Source organism: Loktanella sp. DJP18 (assembly GCF_049310965.1).
Lineage (GTDB): Bacteria > Pseudomonadota > Alphaproteobacteria > Rhodobacterales > Rhodobacteraceae > Loktanella.
In genome coordinates, this window is record NZ_JBMERN010000005.1 from 1 (window position 1) to 18,624 (window position 18,624).

The following is an 18,624-nucleotide window of genomic DNA, read 5'->3' on the forward strand; positions in this document are numbered from 1 at the left end:
CTCTGAGCAGTACCTAAATTTTATTCAGTATGAAGTTTATAGGTTCCTAAATGCACTAAACTCAAAAATCAAAAACTCTGAATTTGGGCGCACACGCTCGATTAACAACGTGTACGAGAACGACTTCAAAATGATTTCTAAAACTTATCTTATTTTGAGGCTGCTGGGCGTATCACGCAATGAATCTCGAACATACTGGTAGCGTCGACTAATCGCAATACCCCAATTGGGCGCATGAGTCTCTGCTAAAAGTATGATTTCCTCGGGCGTGAAATTGTAGTCGCTGTCGTTGCGCGAAATGATTTCATAGATTTGTTTGGGGAACGGTCTCGCAAGGAGCGAAGCAACGAAAGATGCTTCATCCCAGCTAAGTCTTGAAGCATACTTACAAAATATAAATTTCGCGTTGATCTCAACACCTTCAAGTTTGTACCCGAAATAGCTTTTGTGCATGTAGGCGTAGAATATCGAAGCTTTGCTACGATGAGCGTTAAGCAACACAGCCAAAAGTAATTCTCGGATTTTTCGCCTGATAGTGCGTTCATAGCGGCCTGTGGCTATTCGCACTAACTGCTGGTCGATCGTACTAATAGCACCCAGCCTGCCGCCCACTATTAGCCTTTTGATTAAGCTAAATGATGCTCGCAACTCAACGCCAGAGTGAGAGAAGAATTGTCGGTCTTCTAAAAACAGGATCGCAGCTTGTACCTTTGTTAACTCGGTGAATCCTGTAATGTGACTTTGCTGATAAATTGCTGAAGAAAGGCTTTGGGCGTCAATACAATCCAATACTTGATCGAGATCTCGATTAAGTCGCAGCAGCCATCGTTTAGGGCTGAAGTCGAAAGATATTTGGTGCCAGTTTGTCATTTTACTTCACCAAAACCCCCTCAAACTCCCGCCATTCCCCCTTGCTCATGCCCGAGGTCTCCTGCGTGACCGCTTCCCCCGCCAGCATCCGCTTCACGCAATCGAGGCCCTTGGCCGACAGCACCGCCCCACCCAACCGATAATCCGCGAACGCCCCGTAGGCCGCCGGCACCCAGTCCGCCACGATTCCGCAGATCGCCTCGGCATAGACGCGGATTTCGTATTGGGCGTGGGGGTCGGCGCGCAGGCGCAGGAAGTGGAACAGGTTGTGCAGGTCCACCTTCCAGTACCACTGGGTATAGATGTTCGCAGGCAGGTTCATGCGGGCGAGTTCGCGGGCGAGGCCCTGTTTCGGTGTGCCGTCCGGCCCCTCCTCGCCGATCATCTCGGCGTAGTGGTCATAGGTCCGGGCGGCGTCGCCCTTCAGGATCTCCAGCACGCGGGCGGATTCGTCAGGCGTCAGCGCCTGCCCCCGCCCCTGGTTGTTCACGACCGATTGGGCCGCCAGCTGTTCGGGTGCCGGGATGTAGAATTCGCGGTCGAGGATCGAATAGCGGGCGGAGTATTCGTTGACGTTGGCCGTCCGGTGCCTGATCCACTGGCGCGCGACGAAGACGGGCAGCTTCACGTGCAGCTTGACCTCGCACATCTCGAACGGGGTCGAGTGCCAGTGCCGCATTAGGTAGCGGATCAGCCCCTCGTCGTTCTGCACGGATTTGGTGCCGCGGCCATAGGACACGCGGGCGGCCTGGCAGATCGCAGCGTCGTCGCCCATGTAGTCCACCAGCCGGACGAAGCCGTGATCCAGCACCGGATGTGCGGTGTAAAGATGCTTTTCCGCCCCCTCTGCCACGGCCCGCAGGGTGGGCCGCGGGGTCTGGCGGAGATCGTCGATTTCGGCCTGCTGGTCGGGGGTCACGGGCATGGGCGGCGTCCTTTGCATCACGAGTCGGGGCACTTTAGGCGGCGCGTGGCAAAACCTCCATAAGTGGTGAGCAAAGCCGCCGGGACCGGGTGCGGCGGATTGACTTGCGGCGATGGCACCGGGACAGTGACCGCCAACATCTCGACTTCGCAGGGGGCGATTCCATGATCCGTTCGACACTGGCCGTGGCGGCCCTTGCACTGCTCACGGCCTGCGGTGACGGTCAGCCGTTCTTCGACGAGGCGACCGACCCCGAACCAGGCACCGGGACTGGTGGCGACGACGACGGCGGCATCGACACGGGCGGCGCGACGCCGCCCTTGCCCGGCACCGCATCGCCGTCGGCGGATGCCAGCATCGTCCGGTTCGAGCCGTCTGCCGCCGACGGCAGTTCGCTGGTGCAGGACGTGGCCTACGATCCGGCGACCGACACGTTCTCTGTCGACGGCATCGGGTTCGACGGCAACAACGTCTATACCCGCCTGCCCGGCACCCTGAGGACCATCGGCCCGGCCCGTGCATTCGGCGCGTCTCTGGTGGTCAAGGATGCGCTGACCGGGACGCCGATTACGCAGATCGCCCCCTACCGCGCGCTTTACGGCGTCAGCCGCAACCGCACCGACGGAGAGCCGACGACAAGCTATGCCATCGTGCGCACCGGTGGGTACGTCGGCTACGGGTTCGGCGGCTTTGTCTATCAGCGCAACGGCGGCGTGTCGCTGCCGACGACCGGTCAGGCCGGCTTCAGCGGCGAATATGCCGGTATCCGCGTGTTCGAGAACCGCACCGGTCTGGAATACACGACAGGCGACATGAACATACTGATCGATTTCGAGGACTTCAACGCCAACGATGCGGTGCGTGCCCAGATCACGAACCGGGCTGCCATCGATCAGGCCGGCAATGCCATCCCGCTGGGGAACGGCGACGGTCAGTTGCGTCTGCCCGATGTCGGCTGGGTGATTCAAGAGGGTTCACCCACGATCAACGGCAACGGGGAACTCACGGGCGAGCTGCGGTCCGTGACGCTCAACGATCAGGGCGCGCTTGAGACTTACGAGACCGGCACCTTCAACGGCCTGATCGCGGGCGACGCCACAAAGAGACCCGGCGGCGAGATCGTCGGCGTCGTGGTGCTGCAATCCGCCGACCCGCGGTTCGAAGGCGTCAACGTCCAGGAAACGGGTGGAGTGGTCCTTTACCGTGACTGATGCAGGACGTGTCGTGGGCCTTGTGCTAGCGGCGACCATGACCCTGGCTGGCATGCCGGCTGCGGCGCAGACAGCGACCGATCAGGATCGTGCGACAGGTCTGAGCGTCGACGACATGCGCGTGCTGGCCCAGCAATTGCTGGCGGTGGGCCAGCCGTCGGCTGCCGGAAACGTGCTGAATGCGGTGCTCGCCCAGAACCCGGACGACACGGCCGCGCTGATCCTCGGGGCGCAGGCCGCGTTGGACCAGAACCAGCCTGCAGCGGCCGTCGATCTGGCAGCGCGCGGCTACCGGACCACAACCGACCTCACAGCCCGCTTTGTCGCCGCCCGGCTTGCCGCACTTGGCCATGCGACGCTGCAACAGGACACCCGCGCGCAATTCTGGCTGCGCCGTGCCCGGCAGGTGGCACCGGATGCAGAGAACGCGGAGTCAGTCGCCCGTGACTATGCGTTTCTGCGCAACCGCAATCCGCTGTCGTTCAACCTGTCCTTCGGGGCCACGCCGTCGAACAACATCAACAACGGGTCGCGGTCGGACACCGTCACGATCGGCCCCTTCGTCACGGTCCTCAGCGAATCCGCCAAGCCGCTGTCGGGCTTTCAATTCGACGCAGGTGCCACGTTGCGATATCGGTTGCGCGAGGATGCGCGGTCACAGCTGTCCGTCGCATTCGACCTCAACACCACCACATATGCGTTAAGTCAGACCGCCAGGGACGCCCTGCAGCGCGACATCGACGCTGCCGCGGGCGACACCAGCGACCTGCCGCGGGCGGGCAGCGATTTTGCCTATACCGAGGCGTCGGTGTCCCTGATCCAGCAGCAAATCCTGCGCGACGACTGGCAGCCGACCACCCTGTCGCTGTCATTGGGTCGCAACTGGTATGGTGGCGAAACCTACCAGAAGTTCGTGACAGCCTCGGTGTCGCAAAGCTTTGCCTTCGGCCCGGGGGAACAGATCAGGCTTGACGGTTTCTATCGCTACAATTTTGCGGATCAGCCGGATCGAGTGGACAGCTTTGGCGACCCGATCCTTTATGACGACATCGCGAATTTCGGGGTCGGTCTGGGTTACACACGCCTGCTGGACGACGGCAACATCGTGAATCTGGGCGTGTCGAACCGGATGAGCACATCGGACAATGCCGAAAACGACTTCGTCTCTTGGCGCGTCGCGGCGGGTCTGGACCTGGCCCAACCGGTGATGAACGTCCGCTTCGGGTTCGGGGCGCAGTTCGAGGAACGCAAATTCGACCGTTCCATCTACACTTCCGGCATCCGGCGGGACCGAACCGTGACCGGCCAGGTGACGGCGCTGGTGGACGAGTTGGAATACTACGGCTTCACGCCCGTCTTTACCCTCAGCGCCGGGCGCACCTATTCGCGGGCAGAGCGTTTCGATACGGATTTCGCGAACATCGGCATCGATTTGCGGTCGGCGTTCTAGGTTGCGGTCTTGGCAGGGCCTGAGGACAGGCTACCATTTGGCCAATGCAAACAGCCCGAGGAAGGACCACGATGTCCCTGAAATACCTGCATACCATGCTCCGCGTTCAGGATCTGGACAAGACGATGGCGTTTTTCAACCTGCTGGGTCTACGGGAAATTCGCCGCCGCGACGATGACGGCGGACGCTTTTCGCTGATCTTCATGGCCGCCGAAGGGGACGAGGATTGCCCAGTCGAGCTGACCTGGAACTGGGACGGCGACACGGGCCTGCCCTCCGACAGCCGCCATTTCGGCCATCTCGCCTATCGCACCGACGACATCTACGCGCTGTGCCAGCATCTGATGGACAACGGCGTGACGATCAACCGGCCGCCGCGCGACGGCAACATGGCGTTCGTTCGCTCACCGGACAACGTCTCGGTCGAATTGTTGCAGAACGGCGACGCGCTGCCAAAGGCCGAGCCGTGGGCCAGCATGGAAAACATCGGTCATTGGTAGGATGATCGGCCGGCTGGCAGCGCTGACCGGCCTGACGTTGATGGCGCAGCCGGCCGGTGCCTGCCGGCTGGCGCTTGTGCTGGCCATCGACGTGTCATCCTCTGTCGACGCGGCCGAGGATGTGTTGCAGCGGCAGGGATTGGCACAGGCGCTGGTCGACCCAGAGGTCATGGCCGCCTTTCTGACCGCTGACGATCCGGTTGCGCTGGCCGTCTTCGAATGGTCCGGGCGCTACAACCAGGCCACGCTGGCGGACTGGACAGTGGTGCAATCGCCCGATGACCTGATCCGCCTGTCCGCCCAGATCGCGGGCAGCAGCCGAAGCCACAACGACTTCCCGACCGCGATGGGCCATGCGCTGGGTCATGCGGCCGGTCTGTTGCAGTCCGCCCCCGCCTGCCTGTTCCAGACCATCGACGTCGCGGGCGACGGGATCAACAACGAAGGTTTCGGACCGGTCGAGGCGTATCGCGCGTTTCCGTTCGAAGGCGTGACGGTGAACGGCCTTGTGGTGAATGCCGCCGACTTCGAAGGCGAGGTCGGCCTGATTCCGTTCTACATGAATGAAGTCATCCGCGGCCCCGGTGCCTTCATCGAGGTCGCGACGACATTCGACGATTACGCGCGCGCCATGCGGCGCAAACTGATCCGCGAGCTTGGCGTTCAGGTCCTGGGGGGTGCTGCCGCACCCGTGCCGCAAGGGTGAGGCATCTGTTGCTCATTTCCCTGATGCTGGCATCGCAGGGGGCGCATGCGGCCTGCCGACAGGCGCTGGCGCTGGGCCTCGACATCTCCGGGTCGGTGGATGCGCGGGAATATGTGATGCAGCGCGAAGGGTTGGCGGGGGCACTTGGGTCAGCTGCCGTGCGCGCGGCGATCCTGCAACAGCCCGACGCGCCGATCCGTCTGACCGTCTTCGAATGGAGCGGCCCTGTCGCACAGACGGTGATCCTGCCGTGGCGCACGATCGTCGACTCCGCGGACCTGGATAACGCACGCCAACGCATCCTGACCGCGCCCCGCAGCCGGCAGGACCAGACCACGGCGCTCGGTTCTGCCATGCTGGCCGGGTTCGCGATGCTGGACACCCAGAACGATTGCTGGGCCCGCACGCTCGATCTATCAGGCGACGGGATCGCCAACACCGGCCCACGGCCGCAGGACATCGGACAGGATCGCACGCCCCCGGGCGTCACCGTCAACGGGCTGACCATCGGGGCCGACCAGCAACCCGGTCGGGATGAGACCGCAGCCGACATCCGAGAGCTTTCGGCCTATTTCCGAGCCTACGTCATTCGAGGCCCCGGCGCATTCGTCGAGACTGCCGTGGGATTTCAGAACTATGCCGCGGCGATGGAACGCAAGTTGCTGCGCGAATTGCAGTCCCTCGCCCTGTCGCACGCCGATCAGTAGATGTAGCGGATTTGTTCCGTCCAGTAGCGTTCGACCCGCCGCAGCGATCCGGTGATATCCTCGATCCCCTGCTGATCCACGACGCCGCGCGACAGCAACCCTTCCGCGTGGGTGGCGAAAAGCTTCGACACGATCTGCCGGATGTCACGCCCCTTCTGCGTCAGGCGCACACGCACGGACCGGCGGTCGATTTCCGACCGTTCGTGATGCATGTAACCGCTGTCGACCAGCTTCTTGAGGTTGTAGCTGACGTTACTGCCCTGGTAATAACCGCGCGTCTTCAACTCTCCCGCGGTCACCTCGTTGTTGCCGACGTTGAACAGCAAGAGCGCCTGCACCGGGTTTATTTCCAGCACGCCGACGCGCTCGAATTCATCCTTGATGACGTCCAGCAGCAGCCGGTGCAGCCGTTCGACCAAAAGCAGGGAATCGAGGTATGTCGCCATGAAGGCCGCGTTTGCCGGCGACATCTGCATGTCGTCCGGCCTCGTGTTCAGTTTGGCGTGCAAGGTCATTGCCGTCTCCGATATCGACTGTCTGACCTCGACCCTGCACGGAATTGTCAAAAATTCCGTTAAGTTGCGTGCGGTCGTGTCAATCCCGTCGCCCCGGCGGAAATCTCGGCCACAAGGGGCGCGAAATGGACAGGTGCCGCACTTTGCCCGCTGACCCAGTGATAGATGTCCAGATCGCTCTCCTCCAGCAACGCCTCGTACTGGGCAAGCTGGTCCGAATCGTAATCCTGCAGCCGACGTCGGGCGAAATCCGACAGGATCAGGTCCATTTCCTTGATCCCGCGCCGCATGGACCGCATGATCAGCCGCTTGCGCGCGGTCTCGATAGCGTCCTGCATCAGGCGTCCTTCAGCTTTGTGCGTAGCCGCTTTTCCAGGCGGGCCAGACGGTCGGCGCTGGCGACGATCGACAGGCGTAAATCGCGCAGGTCCGACAAAAGGGCGCGCGTGTCCACGTCCGCATCCCCGTTCTCGGACGGTGGCGGCAGGCCGTCGCCCTGCCCCGTCAGCAACCAGGTCAGACTTACATTCAGCATCCCCGCCAGCATCTGCAATCGGTTGGCGCGCGGCTCTTTCACGTCCTGTTCCCAGGCCTCCAGCGTCGTGATCTTGACGCCAAGGCGCGTCGCAAGGCCCTCGACGTCCAGCCCGGACGCCTCTCTCGCGGCTGTCAGCCGATCGCCGAACGTCGCGGCGTCGTCGCTGTACCAATCGGAATCGGACATGGCAGGCTCCTGATCGCTTGCGTGGTGATGGTCGGGCGTCTTATGACACAGGCGAACCCCATTGGCCACCGGATGCCCCCCATGACCTTTCTGTCTGCGACCCTTGACCGCGTCAAACCCTCGCCCACCATCGCCGTCACGACGCGCGCCGCAGAGTTGAAGGCGCAGGGCCGCGACATCATCGGCCTTGGTGCCGGAGAGCCCGATTTCGACACGCCCGACAACATCAAGGCGGCAGCGACGCAGGCGATCAAGGATGGCAAGACGAAATATACCGCCGTCGACGGCATCCCGGAGCTGAAGCAGGCAATCTGCGCCAAGTTCAAGCGCGACAATGCGCTGACCTACACCCCCGCTCAGATCAGCGTCGGCACGGGCGGCAAGCAAGTGCTTTACAATGCCTTCATGGCGACCTTGAACCCCGGGGACGAGGTCATCATACCCGCCCCCTACTGGGTCAGTTATCCCGACATGGTGTTGCTGGGCGGCGGCACACCCGTCTTCGTCGCGGGAGAAATGGAGCGCGGCTACAAGATTACCGCCGATCAGCTTGAGGCCGAGATCACGCCGCGCACCAAATGGTTCCTGTTCAACTCGCCCAGCAACCCGACCGGCGCAGGTTATAGCTGGGATGAGCTCAAGGCCCTGACCGACGTACTGCTGCGGCATCCGCATGTCTGGGTGATGACCGACGACATGTACGAGCATCTGGCCTACGGGGCCTTCACGTTCTGCACCCCGGCAGAGGTCGAACCGAAGTTGTACGACCGCACCCTGACCGTCAACGGCGTCAGCAAGGCCTATGCCATGACCGGCTGGCGGATCGGCTATGCGGCAGGGCCCGAGCCATTGATCAAGGCCATGCGCAAGGTGCAGTCGCAGTCCACCTCGAACCCCTGCACCATCAGCCAATGGGCCGCAGTCGAGGCATTGAACGGCACGCAGGAGTTCCTGAAGCCGAACAACGCCATGTTCGTGCGGCGCCGCGATCTGGTGGTGGATGCGCTGAACGACTGCCCCGGCATCGCCTGCCCCCGTCCCGAGGGGGCCTTCTATGTCTATCCATCGATCAAGGGCTGCATCGGCAAGACCAGCGCCGGCGGCACCGTGATCGACACGGACGAAACATTCGCCACCGCCCTGCTGGATGAAACCGGCGCTGCCGTCGTCTTTGGCGCGGCCTTCGGCCTGTCACCGCATTTCCGCGTCAGCTATGCCACTTCCGACACCGCCCTGAGCGAAGCCTGTGCCCGGATCAAGACCTTCTGCGAGGGGCTGACCTAGACGGCGACACCACCGACCTTGATTGACGGGTGCGCTTCGCTATCGTTGCGCAAAAAGGGACGGACTGCATGGGTGCCGATCTGCCAGACTACTACTTTCGCATCCGCGAGAACGGCGCCGCCGTATTCCGCATCGATACGGAAAACCGTCAGCGCCGGATCGAGATGGACCAGCTTGCCATCGTCAACGTCCGCAACGGAGAGGTGAAGCCGCAAGGCGACCGCGTCCTGACGGCACAGGACATTGCCGCATTTCAGGACTGGCTGAACAAGCGGGTGGCGCTTCTGGCGCAGCGCGACATCGACGATATTCACCGGGCGGTCGACTACCTGAACATCACGACCCAATGGGTCCAGTCCAAGGCGTCCGACGACCAGCTTGAAGACGTCACCGACGCCTTGCTGCTGGCGATGCACGACCTGCGCACGGTGCTGGTGCGCAAGAAGGCGGACCGGTTGCTGGGTAAGGATGTGGTTGGGTCTGACGACGATTAGGTGTGCCGGCGCTCCCGGATCTGGCGGATGACGCGGTAGACATAGGCGATCACGATTGCGCCGATTATCAGGTTGGTGATCGGATTCAGGTAATCGACCACGCGTTCGTAGTTGGCTTGCAGCAGGAAACCCGATGCGATCAACGCCACGTTCCACAAGGCACTTCCAGCAGTGGTGTAGATCAGGAACCGCACAAGCCCCATGCCCGAGATGCCAGCGGGCACAGAAATCAGGGTCCGCACGCCGGGGATCATCCGACCAAAGAACGTGGCCGCCTTGTCGTGACGGTCGAACCAATCGATCGCGCGGCGGATGTCATCCTGGCTCAGCGTCAGCCAGACACCGTATTGCCCGATAAAGCGTTGCAGACGCTCTCGTCCGACCCTGCGGCCGATCTCATACCACAAATATGCGCCCAGCACGGACCCGGCCGTGCCCCACAGAAAGACAGCCGCCAGCGACAGCTTGCCCTCGGCCGCGTTGAACCCCGCCAGAGGCATGATCAGTTCCGACGGGATCGGCGGAAAAACGTTCTCGAGGAACATGACGATGCCGACGCCGAAGGCACCCATCGTGTCGATCAGGTTCGTGATGAAATCAAACATGCGTCCCAACCCCGCCCCTCACAGAGCGGTTCCCTGTTCCATCGGGTGTTGCAACCGCCTGCGCCAGAATCGTGACGTCAGGGCGACGGCCGCGGCGGCCAGACCCACCACCAACCCCAGCCAAAGCCCCTGCGCCCCCCAGCCCCATGTGAACGCCATGAGGTAACTGGCCGGCATCGCGATCACCCAGTAGCTGACGGCGGCGATGATCATCGGCACGGCCGTGTCCTGGATGCCGCGCAGCAGGCCCAGCGCCATGACCTGCGCTGCGTCGACCAGTTGAAACAGCGCCGCAAGCGCCAGGAGCTGAACACCAAGGCCGATCACCTCTGCCCTGACGGGCGAGTCCGTATCGACGAAGAGACCGATCAGCGGTGCCGGAAAGACAAGGAAGACGAAGATCGTCGCAGCCACGAACAACCCCGACATTGCGGTTGCGGCGATGCCGCCCCGCCGCAGGCCGACCTCGTCCCGACGGCCAACGGCGCGGCCCGCGCGCACGGTCGCCGCCTGACTCAGCGCGATGTGGACCATGAAGGTCAGGCTTGCCAGTTGCAGGGCGATGCCGTGGGCGGCCAACGGAATTTCTCCGATCCAGCCCATCATGATGGCAGAGGCCGTGAACAGCCCGCCTTCGGCCAACGACGTCAGGCCGATCGGCAGGCCCAGACGAAAGACGCGCCCCATGATCTGCGGATCGGGACGCCACGGATTGCGGGTCAACTGGTACTGCGGCAACCGGCGCAGCACGTAGACCACCAGCACCACGACCGTGGCCACTTGCATCGTGACCGATGCGATGGCCGCCCCCTGGATGCCCAGTTCGGGTGCCCCGAAATTGCCGAAGATCAGCAGATAGTTCAGCGCGATGTTCAAGATTGCCGCGATCACCGTCGACCACAGGATCATCGCCGTCATCTCGAGCGCGACGAGGAATGACTTCAGCACCATGACGACCAGGGCCGGGATGAAGCCCAGCGCGATGATCCACAGATAGTCCGCGCCCGCCGCCGCGACCGCGGGCGTCTGCCCGATGGCCAGCAGGATCGGTTCGGCCACGAAGAACGGCAGCCCCACGACAGCACCGTAGATCACCGAAAGCCAGACCGCCATGCGCGTGGCACGACGGGCCGTCGTGATATCGCCCGCCTCGGCAGCGGCGGCAACGAGTGGCGTCACCGCCTGCGCAAACCCCGCACCGACGATGAAGATCACGAAATAAAGACTTGTCGCAAGCGTCGCCGCCGCAAGGTCGGTCACATTGTACCAACCCAGCATCAGCGTATCCGTGACGTGGATCGCGAACTGCGCGAGGTTGGAGAGCATCAGGGGCACGCCCAATTTCAGGACGGCGCCGAAGTGCTGACGGTAGGTCTGGGCGGGGTGTTCCATGCGATGGCTCTAAGGGTGAACGGGGATCGGGTCCAGACGCTGCGTCGCGTCCGGGCGCGTCTGCGATTTTTCGCGAAAAATCGGCGCGGGGCTCTGCCCCACACCCCGGGATGTTTTCGACCGGAAGAAGGGGATCAGTCCTTCAGCACGTCACGCCAGCTGTGCTGCGGGGCGAAGCCCAGCATGCGCTTGGCCTTGGTGTTGTCGTAGAACGTCTCTGTCCGGCTCATCTCGCGGCGCTGCGCGACGCCTTGATAGAACCGGTCGATGACCTCATCCGTCGTCAGATCCACGCTCATGTCGTCGTTGGCGACGTTGAAGACCTCGTATCCCAGCCCGTCCGTGACCAGACAGCGTTCCACCATCTGCGCCAGATCGCGCGCGTCGATATAGGCGAAAATGTTGCGGCGACGCTTTTCCGGATGGGCCATGAAATCAGGAAAGTTTTCGGCGTATTCATGCGGTTCGATGACATTGTTGATGCGCAATCCGTAGATGTCCGCGCCCGACCGCGCCTGAAAGCTGCGCGCCGTCGCCTCGTTCACGACCTTGGACATGGCGTAGCTGTCCTGCGGGACGCTCGGGTGATCCTCGTCCACGGGGATGTAGGCGGGCTTCATCTCTCCGTCATGAAAGCAGATGCCGTAAGTCGTCTCGGAGCTGGCGAAGATGATCTTGGGCACGCCCGCCTTCACCGCCGCATCGATCACGTTATAGGTCGACAGGGTGTTGATGCGGAACGTCTCGTTGTCAGGGACGATCATGATGCGCGGCACGGCGGCGAAATGCACGACTGCGTCGTAGCGCGGCACCCCGGTGCCGGGTTCCAGTTCGTCGAAGTCCGCATAGGCCTGCATCGCGCTGGCCACCTGTCCCGCATCGGTCAGATCGACCCGCAGGCTGCGACCGTCGGCAGGCGCGTTCAGGTCCACGTTCGTGACATGGTGGCCGAGGTCGCGCAGATGCTTGACCGCATATTGCCCGGCCTTGCCGTTGCCGCCAGTGAAGAAGATGCGCATGGAAATGGTCCTTTACAGTTCGCGGATCGGGGTGCCGGCCTGGAAGGCGCGGATCGCCTCGACCGTCTGGGTGTAGAACAGGCGAAACGTCGCCTCTGTCGTGTAGCCGAGGTGGGGCGTCAGCAGCAGTTTGCCAGAGGCGACGAGGTCAGCGTCGCGCAGAGGGTCGTTCATCGGCAGGGGTTCGCTGTCGAAGACATCAAGCCCCGCCATCGCCGGACGACCGAGGCGCAGCCCAGCCAGCAAGGCCGCCGTGTCCACCAGCGGCCCGCGCGAGGTGTTGATGAACACTTGCCCCGTCTTCGCGGCGGCAAAGGCATCGCGCCCGACAAGCCCTTTGGTGCGGTCCGACAGCACCATATGAACCGAAGCCACATCGGCCCGCGCCATCAGGTCCGGCAGCGTATCCATCCGCCCGACGCCCAGTTGGGCGCAGCGGGCATCCGTCAGGTGCGGCGACCATGCCACGATCCCCATGCCAAGCGCCTTGCCGATCGTCGCCATCTGCGCTCCGATGTTGCCCAGCCCGATCAGGCCCAGCGTCAGACCAGCCACGTCACGGCCCAGCCCCATCTGCCAGCCGGTGTCGTGGAGCGCCGCGACCTCGGGCATCAACCGCCGGTTCAGCGCCAGCATCATCAGCGTCGTCAATTCAGAAGTCGTTGTCTTGCGGCTTTCGGTGCCGCTGACGGTGATCCCGGCAGCGCGGGCGGCGGCTACGTCAATGCTCGCATTGCGCGGTCCGGTCGTCACGATCAGGCGCAGATTGGGCAAGGCGGCAATCAACTCCGCGTCCAGTGGCGTGCGTTCGCGCATCAGACAGATGACCTCGAACGGGTGCAGACGTGCAACCAGCGCCGCACCTGTCACCGTATCGGAAAATACCGTGACCTCGCCCAGTCGGCCCCAGTCCGCCAGACGCAGCGCGGCGCGGGCGTAATCGTCCAGTATCGCGATCTTCATGGTGTTTCTCCGCCGGTTCCGGTCTATCTATCGCGGTATCGGCCTTTGGCCACAAGACCTTGCCCCAGATGGAGTGTCCTTCGTGAAACGCATCCTGCCCCTCGCTCTCGCCCTGACCGCGCAAGCCGCGACTGCCGAAAACCGGATCGACGTGATACGCCCGGACGCCCCGGACCTCGCGGCCTACGGCGACTTCAAGGTCGGCGTGCAGACCATGACCTTCACCAACCCGGATCAGGTCGACGTCGTGAATGCGCAAGCGGAAGGCGACATTCCGACCTACGATCGGCCTCTCACAGTTGAAATCTGGTACCCCGCCGCAGCGGACACGATGCCCGGCGGCAGCTACGATGCCCTTCTGCGCGACGGCGTGACAGAGGTTACGCTGCAAGGTCAGGCGGTCCGCGATGCGGTGCCGCTGACAGGGGACAGCTTTCCGCTGGTGATCGTCAGCCACGGTTATCCGGGCAACCGCTGGCTGATGTCGCCGCTGGCGGAAAACATCGCCTCCAAGGGGTATGTCGTCGCATCCATCGACCATACCGACAGCACATACGACGATATGAAGGCCTTCGGATCGACGCTTTACAACCGGCCTTGGGACCAGAGGTTCGTGATCGACAGCATGGCGACGCTCGACGGCGATCTGGGTGCGATGACCGATGCCACGAACGTCGGTGTCATCGGCTATTCGATGGGCGGCTATGGCGCCTTGATCCTTGCCGGGGCCGGCGTGACCACGGCCAGCGCCGGGTTCGACTTTGCGCCGCCGCAGCGGTTGCTGGACCGCAACGTCATGGGCAGCGAGACCCACGCGCAACTGGCTGACGACCGGATCAAGTCCTTCGCGGCCTTCGGCCCGTGGGGCAACAATACAGGGTTCTTCGATGCTGACGGCCTTGCCGGGATCACCCGACCGCTTTTGCTGATCGCGGGCGGCATCGACGACGTGTCAGGCTATGACGCGATCCGGGGCATCTTTGACGGGGCTGTCAACAGCGACCGCCACCTGCTGACCTATGTGAACGCCAACCACAACGCCGGTGCGCCCATGCCGTCGCCTGCAGAAGGCTTTGCCATGAACGACACCCTCGGCTTTGCACCGTTCGAGCATTACGCCGACGCGGTCTGGGACAACGTGCGCATGAACAATATCGCCCAGCACTTCCTGACGGCCTGGCTGGACCAGACGTTGAAGGGCCGCGACATGGCCGCCTACTTCGACCTGATCCCGAACGCCGCCGACGGGGTCCGCGCGGTTGACGACGCAGGCCAACCCACGGCCGACGACACCTATTGGACCGGCTTTCCCGACCGCACCGCTGCGGGCCTGATGTTCGAAAGCAGATCCGCCGGGGAATAGCCGGCACCGCGGGGGTCGGGGCATTGCCCCGCCCCGCCCCGCCTGCCAATATGCGCGAAACCTTGAAAAGAGCAGCGCATATGTCAGACCTCCTCTCCGGGGCCTCCCCCGATTCCTACAACGCCGCCTCGATCCAGGTGCTGGAGGACATGGAACACGTCCGTCTGCGCCCCGGTATGTATATCGGCGGCAAGGACGACCGCGCCCTGCACCACATGGTCGCCGAGATCATCGACAACTCCATGGACGAGGCCGTCGCCGGCCACGCCACATGGATCGAGGTCGAGCTGCACGCCAACGGTCATGTCACCGTGCGCGACAACGGGCGCGGTATCCCCATCGGGCCGCACCCCAAGGACCCCACGAAATCCGCGCTGGAGATCGTGTTCTGCACACTGAACGCGGGCGGTAAGTTTTCGGGCGACAGCTATTCCACATCCGGTGGTCTGCACGGCGTCGGGTCGTCGGTCGTGAACGCCCTGTCCGACCACCTGCGGGTCGAGGTCGCGCAGAACAAGGAACTCTACGCGATGGAATTTTCGCGCGGGGTGCCGCAAGGCAAGCTGGAACGGATCGGCGCGGCCCCCAACCGGCGCGGCACCTCCGTCACCTTCCACCCGGACGAGGACATCTTCGGCGGGTTGCAACTGAAACCCGCCCGCCTGTTCAAGATGGCGCGGTCGAAGGCCTACCTGTTCTCCGGCGTCGAAATCCGCTGGAAGACCGAGATCGACGACAGCGAGACGCCCGCCACGGCGACCTTCAAGTTCCCCGGCGGCCTGTCCGACTACTTGAACGAAACGCTGGGTGGGTCCACGACCTACGCCGACAACCCCTTTGCCGGCAACGTCAGCTTTACCGAAAAATTCGGCGTCCCCGGCAAGGTCGAATGGGCGATCAACTGGACGCCCGCCCGCGACGGGTTCATCCAGTCCTACTGCAACACGGTGCCGACCCCCGAAGGCGGCACCCACGAGGCCGGGTTCTGGTCCGCGATCCTCAAGGGGATCAAGGCCTATGGCGACCTGACCAACAACCGCAAGGCGGGCAACATCACGCGCGAAGACCTGACGGCGGGCGGCTGCGCGCTGGTGTCCTGCTTCATCCGCGAACCGGAATTCGTCGGCCAGACCAAGGACCGGCTGGCCACCGTGGACGCGCAGCGCATGGTGGACGCCGCCGTGCGCGACCACTTCGACAACTGGCTGGCGGCGGACACGAAATCCGCCGGTGCGATCCTTGATTTCCTTGTCCTGCGGGCCGAGGAACGGCTGCGCCGCAAGCAGGAAAAGGAAACCGCCCGCAAGACCGCGACCAAGAAACTGCGCCTGCCCGGCAAGCTGACCGACTGCACCAACAAGACCCGCGAGGGCACGGAGCTGTTCATCGTCGAAGGCGACTCTGCCGGGGGGTCCGGCAAGGGTGCGCGCGACCGCAAGACGCAAGCGCTGCTGCCGCTGAAAGGCAAAATCCTGAACGTGCTGGGCGCGGCCTCTGGCAAGCTGACCACCAATCAGGAAATCTCTGACCTGTGCGAGGCGCTGGGCGTCGGCATGGGCACGCGGTTCAATCTGGACGATCTGCGTTATGACAAGATCATCATCATGACCGACGCCGACGTCGACGGCGCGCATATCGCGTCGCTGCTGATGACCTTCTTCTTCACCCAGATGCGGCCCCTAATCGATGCGGGCCACCTCTATCTGGCCTGCCCGCCGCTCTATCGTCTGACGCAGGGGGCGAAACGCATCTATGTCTCTGACGAGGCCGAAAAGAACCGCGTGCTGGCCGTGGGTCTGGGCGGCAAGGGCAAGATCGACCTGCAACGCTTCAAGGGTCTGGGAGAGATGGACGCCGCCGACCTGAAATCCACCACCATGGACCCCGCCACCCGCAAACTGATCCGCGTCACCGTGGCCGACGAGGAACCGGGAGAGACCAGCGATCTGGTGGAGCGCCTGATGGGCAAGAAGCCGGAGTTAAGGTTTGCGTATATTCAGGAGAATGCGCGGTTTGTGGAGGAGTTGGATGTGTGAGTGAAGGACTTAAGAAGGATGTTAAAAATCTAGAGCCTGAGATTACCGCCAATCTTTTGCGGTTGCGAACTATAATTGACCAAATACTGACCCACGCGGCTTATGTTGAAGCAACCATCGAATATGGCGACTATTCTAAAATATCACACTCCTACTCAGGCCACATCGTTCACTCGCAGACGCGAGCAAACTCTCACCTTTGCCTTTTGGCAATATGTCGATTCTGGGACAATGAGAGGCGGAATGATTATTCAAATTTCGTCTTTGCACTTGAGCGAATGAGAGACTTGTCGGTCGATATAGACCCGCATTCCCCAAGTAAATCTCTGATTTCGCTGTCCTGAACTTGACATTACCCATATAAATCGTGGTGTTGATGGCTGCGAGGGGCGTGCTTCATGGATCACCCAGAGGGTGCGGGATTACAGCGGGCAGATCGGGTGGATTTCGACCCTCGCGTGCGACTGGAATTTCGCGGCACTCAGCTCAGTTCCGACGGCGGCCTTCTGGTGATGCGCGAGTTGGATGACGCGCTTGGGCTGTCCGATCTGGCGTCTGCGGCGCTGTGCGACAACCGCAGGGGCAAGAACACCGTCCACCGGCTCGACGGGCTGTTTCGGCAGTCGGTGTTCGGGCGGCTGGCGGGTTACGAGGACGTCAACGACGCCGACCGTCTCGCCGTCGATCCGGTCATGCGCCAGGTCGTGGGTGGGCGCGCCGTCGATGCGCAGGCGGCCTCGGCCTCGCAGATGGGGCGGTTCGAGACCGAGACCCTGGGTTTGCCCGAGAACCGGGCGGCGCTGGCCGACCTGAATGGCCAATGGATCGACCGGTTTCATGACCGCAACGGGCTCAAGTATATCGTGCTGGACATGGACAGCTCGGTCAGCCCGACCCATGGCGATCAGGAAGGAGCGGCGTGGAACGGACATTTCGACTGCAGCTGCTATCACCCGAACTTCCTGTTCAACCAGTTCGGCATGCTGGAACGTTGTGCCCTGCGCAACGGCAACGTCCACAGTGCCGATGGCTGGAGGGCTGTTCTTGACCCCGTCATTGCCAGATATGCTGAGCGCGAGCTTGGGGGGCGGTTCTTCCGGGCCGACGCCGCCTACGCGATCCCTGCGATCTATGCGCGGCTGGAAGAGGCAGGCTACTTCTACGCCATCCGGTTGCCCGCCAACACTGTCCTTCGCGAGAAGATCGTGCATCGGCTGACGCGGCCTGTAGGTCGGCCCTCGCTGACCAAGGTGAAGCGGTTCTATGAGGCCTTCCAGTATCAGGCTCAGAGTTGGGACAAGCCACGCCGCGTGATCGCGAAGATCGAATGGCATCCGGGCGAGTTGTTTCCCCGCGTGGGCTTCATCGTCACCAACCTGCCCATGGAATCGGACGGGGTGGTTCGGTTCTACAACCAGCGCGGCACCGCCGAGCAGCATATCAAGGAGGGCAAATACGCCTTCCACTGGACGCGGCTGTCGTGCCGGCGGTTCCGCGACAACGAGGTGCGGCTACAGTTGCACGCGCTGGCCTATAACCTGGCAACCTTCTTACGCTGCATCGAGTTGCCCGAGGCCATGGCCGACTGGTCGTTGACCAGCCTCCAGCTCAAGCTGATCAAGATCGGCACCCGCGTCGTGCGCCACGCTCGTGCCATTACCTTCCAACTGGCAGAGGTGGCTGTCACCGGCCCGATGGTGCGCGCCATCCTCGACGCCATCCGCCGATTGCGAACGCCACCGCTATGCGCATGACCGCGATCCGGACCCAAACTGAACGAAAACGGCAGGACAGGTCTGTCCGCCACGCTGAAAAACGTCCCTGCCGGGCTGGGTCGCTGCGGGTTCACGGGCCGATCCG

Annotated in this window: 19 protein-coding genes; 10 read left to right on the forward strand and 9 right to left on the reverse strand. The window is 62.7% G+C overall.

From position 1 onward, the window contains the following. Positions 1-144: 144 nt before the first annotated feature. On the reverse strand, positions 145-870 hold the full coding sequence (locus ACOI1H_RS02265) for a biosynthetic peptidoglycan transglycosylase (RefSeq protein ID WP_422435098.1): 726 nt from the start codon (positions 868-870) through the stop codon (positions 145-147). Position 871: 1 nt separating this feature from the next. Continuing rightward, a complete protein-coding gene (gene thyX / locus ACOI1H_RS02270; RefSeq protein ID WP_422435099.1) occupies positions 872-1,795 on the reverse strand; it encodes an FAD-dependent thymidylate synthase in 924 nt (307 codons plus the stop codon). 164 nt (positions 1,796-1,959) lie between these two features. Between thyX and ACOI1H_RS02275 the strand changes: the two genes are divergently transcribed. The 5 genes from ACOI1H_RS02275 (at position 1,960) to ACOI1H_RS02295 (ending at position 6,369) form a co-directional block, all read left to right on the forward strand. Then, on the forward strand, positions 1,960-3,006 hold the full coding sequence (locus tag ACOI1H_RS02275) for a hypothetical protein (protein WP_422435100.1): 1,047 nt from the start codon (positions 1,960-1,962) through the stop codon (positions 3,004-3,006). Further along, a complete protein-coding gene (locus ACOI1H_RS02280; RefSeq protein ID WP_422435101.1) occupies positions 2,999-4,456 on the forward strand; it encodes a tetratricopeptide repeat protein in 1,458 nt (485 codons plus the stop codon). Before ACOI1H_RS02275 ends, ACOI1H_RS02280 begins: the two co-directional genes overlap by 8 nt. 71 nt (positions 4,457-4,527) lie before the next feature. Beyond that, entirely contained in the window at positions 4,528-4,956 is a 429-nt protein-coding gene (locus ACOI1H_RS02285) for a VOC family protein (protein ID WP_422435102.1), read from the forward strand. 1 nt (position 4,957) lies between these two features. Then, on the forward strand, positions 4,958-5,662 hold the full coding sequence (locus ACOI1H_RS02290; protein ID WP_422435103.1) for a DUF1194 domain-containing protein: 705 nt from the start codon (positions 4,958-4,960) through the stop codon (positions 5,660-5,662). Between the two features lie 8 nt (positions 5,663-5,670). Further along, complete coding sequence (locus ACOI1H_RS02295; protein WP_422435104.1) at positions 5,671-6,369, forward strand: DUF1194 domain-containing protein; 699 nt, start codon at positions 5,671-5,673, stop codon at positions 6,367-6,369. Here ACOI1H_RS02295 and ACOI1H_RS02300 read toward each other — a convergent pair. The 3 genes from ACOI1H_RS02300 to ACOI1H_RS02310 are packed head-to-tail and all read right to left on the reverse strand — an operon-like array spanning position 6,363 to position 7,608. After that, entirely contained in the window at positions 6,363-6,884 is a 522-nt protein-coding gene (locus tag ACOI1H_RS02300) for a MarR family winged helix-turn-helix transcriptional regulator (RefSeq protein ID WP_422435105.1), read from the reverse strand. The genes ACOI1H_RS02295 and ACOI1H_RS02300 overlap by 7 nt on opposite strands. Before the next feature lie 59 nt (positions 6,885-6,943). Continuing rightward, positions 6,944-7,222 carry a succinate dehydrogenase assembly factor 2 gene (locus tag ACOI1H_RS02305; protein ID WP_422435106.1) on the reverse strand — a complete coding sequence of 93 codons (279 nt, stop codon included), beginning with the start codon at positions 7,220-7,222 and terminating at the stop codon, positions 6,944-6,946. After that, a complete protein-coding gene (locus tag ACOI1H_RS02310; RefSeq protein WP_422435107.1) occupies positions 7,222-7,608 on the reverse strand; it encodes a helix-turn-helix domain-containing protein in 387 nt (128 codons plus the stop codon). Before ACOI1H_RS02310 ends, ACOI1H_RS02305 begins: the two co-directional genes overlap by 1 nt. An 81-nt stretch (positions 7,609-7,689) precedes the next feature. Here ACOI1H_RS02310 and ACOI1H_RS02315 point away from each other — a divergent pair, with 81 nt between their 5' ends. Then, the gene (locus tag ACOI1H_RS02315; protein WP_422435108.1) at positions 7,690-8,892 is read left to right on the forward strand and encodes a pyridoxal phosphate-dependent aminotransferase; all 1,203 of its coding nucleotides are present in this window, start codon (positions 7,690-7,692) and stop codon (positions 8,890-8,892) included. Positions 8,893-8,960: 68 nt separating this feature from the next. Then, positions 8,961-9,386: a hypothetical protein gene (locus ACOI1H_RS02320; protein ID WP_422435109.1), complete on the forward strand. Its 426-nt coding sequence runs from the start codon at positions 8,961-8,963 to the stop codon at positions 9,384-9,386. Here ACOI1H_RS02320 and ACOI1H_RS02325 read toward each other — a convergent pair. From ACOI1H_RS02325 to ACOI1H_RS02340, 4 genes are all read right to left on the reverse strand, one after another. Then, the gene (locus ACOI1H_RS02325) at positions 9,383-9,991 is read right to left on the reverse strand and encodes a DedA family protein (protein ID WP_422435110.1); all 609 of its coding nucleotides are present in this window, start codon (positions 9,989-9,991) and stop codon (positions 9,383-9,385) included. The genes ACOI1H_RS02320 and ACOI1H_RS02325 overlap by 4 nt on opposite strands. 18 nt (positions 9,992-10,009) lie before the next feature. Continuing rightward, positions 10,010-11,383, reverse strand: coding sequence for an MATE family efflux transporter (locus ACOI1H_RS02330; RefSeq protein WP_422435111.1), 1,374 nt, complete (start codon positions 11,381-11,383; stop codon positions 10,010-10,012). A 134-nt stretch (positions 11,384-11,517) separates the two neighbouring features. Further along, positions 11,518-12,402 carry an NAD-dependent epimerase/dehydratase family protein gene (locus ACOI1H_RS02335; protein ID WP_422435112.1) on the reverse strand — a complete coding sequence of 295 codons (885 nt, stop codon included), beginning with the start codon at positions 12,400-12,402 and terminating at the stop codon, positions 11,518-11,520. A 12-nt stretch (positions 12,403-12,414) separates the two neighbouring features. Then, positions 12,415-13,365, reverse strand: coding sequence for a D-2-hydroxyacid dehydrogenase family protein (locus tag ACOI1H_RS02340; protein ID WP_422435113.1), 951 nt, complete (start codon positions 13,363-13,365; stop codon positions 12,415-12,417). An 82-nt stretch (positions 13,366-13,447) separates the two neighbouring features. On the opposite strand from ACOI1H_RS02340, the gene ACOI1H_RS02345 reads away from it, so the two are divergent. The 3 genes from ACOI1H_RS02345 (at position 13,448) to ACOI1H_RS02355 (ending at position 18,518) form a co-directional block, all read left to right on the forward strand. Beyond that, positions 13,448-14,728, forward strand: coding sequence for an alpha/beta hydrolase family protein (locus ACOI1H_RS02345; protein ID WP_422435114.1), 1,281 nt, complete (start codon positions 13,448-13,450; stop codon positions 14,726-14,728). Between the two features lie 80 nt (positions 14,729-14,808). After that, a complete protein-coding gene (locus ACOI1H_RS02350; RefSeq protein ID WP_422435115.1) occupies positions 14,809-16,764 on the forward strand; it encodes a DNA gyrase/topoisomerase IV subunit B in 1,956 nt (651 codons plus the stop codon). Positions 16,765-17,162: 398 nt separating this feature from the next. Continuing rightward, a complete protein-coding gene (locus ACOI1H_RS02355) occupies positions 17,163-18,518 on the forward strand; it encodes an IS1380 family transposase (RefSeq protein ID WP_422435116.1) in 1,356 nt (451 codons plus the stop codon). Positions 18,519-18,624: the final 106 nt, after the last annotated feature.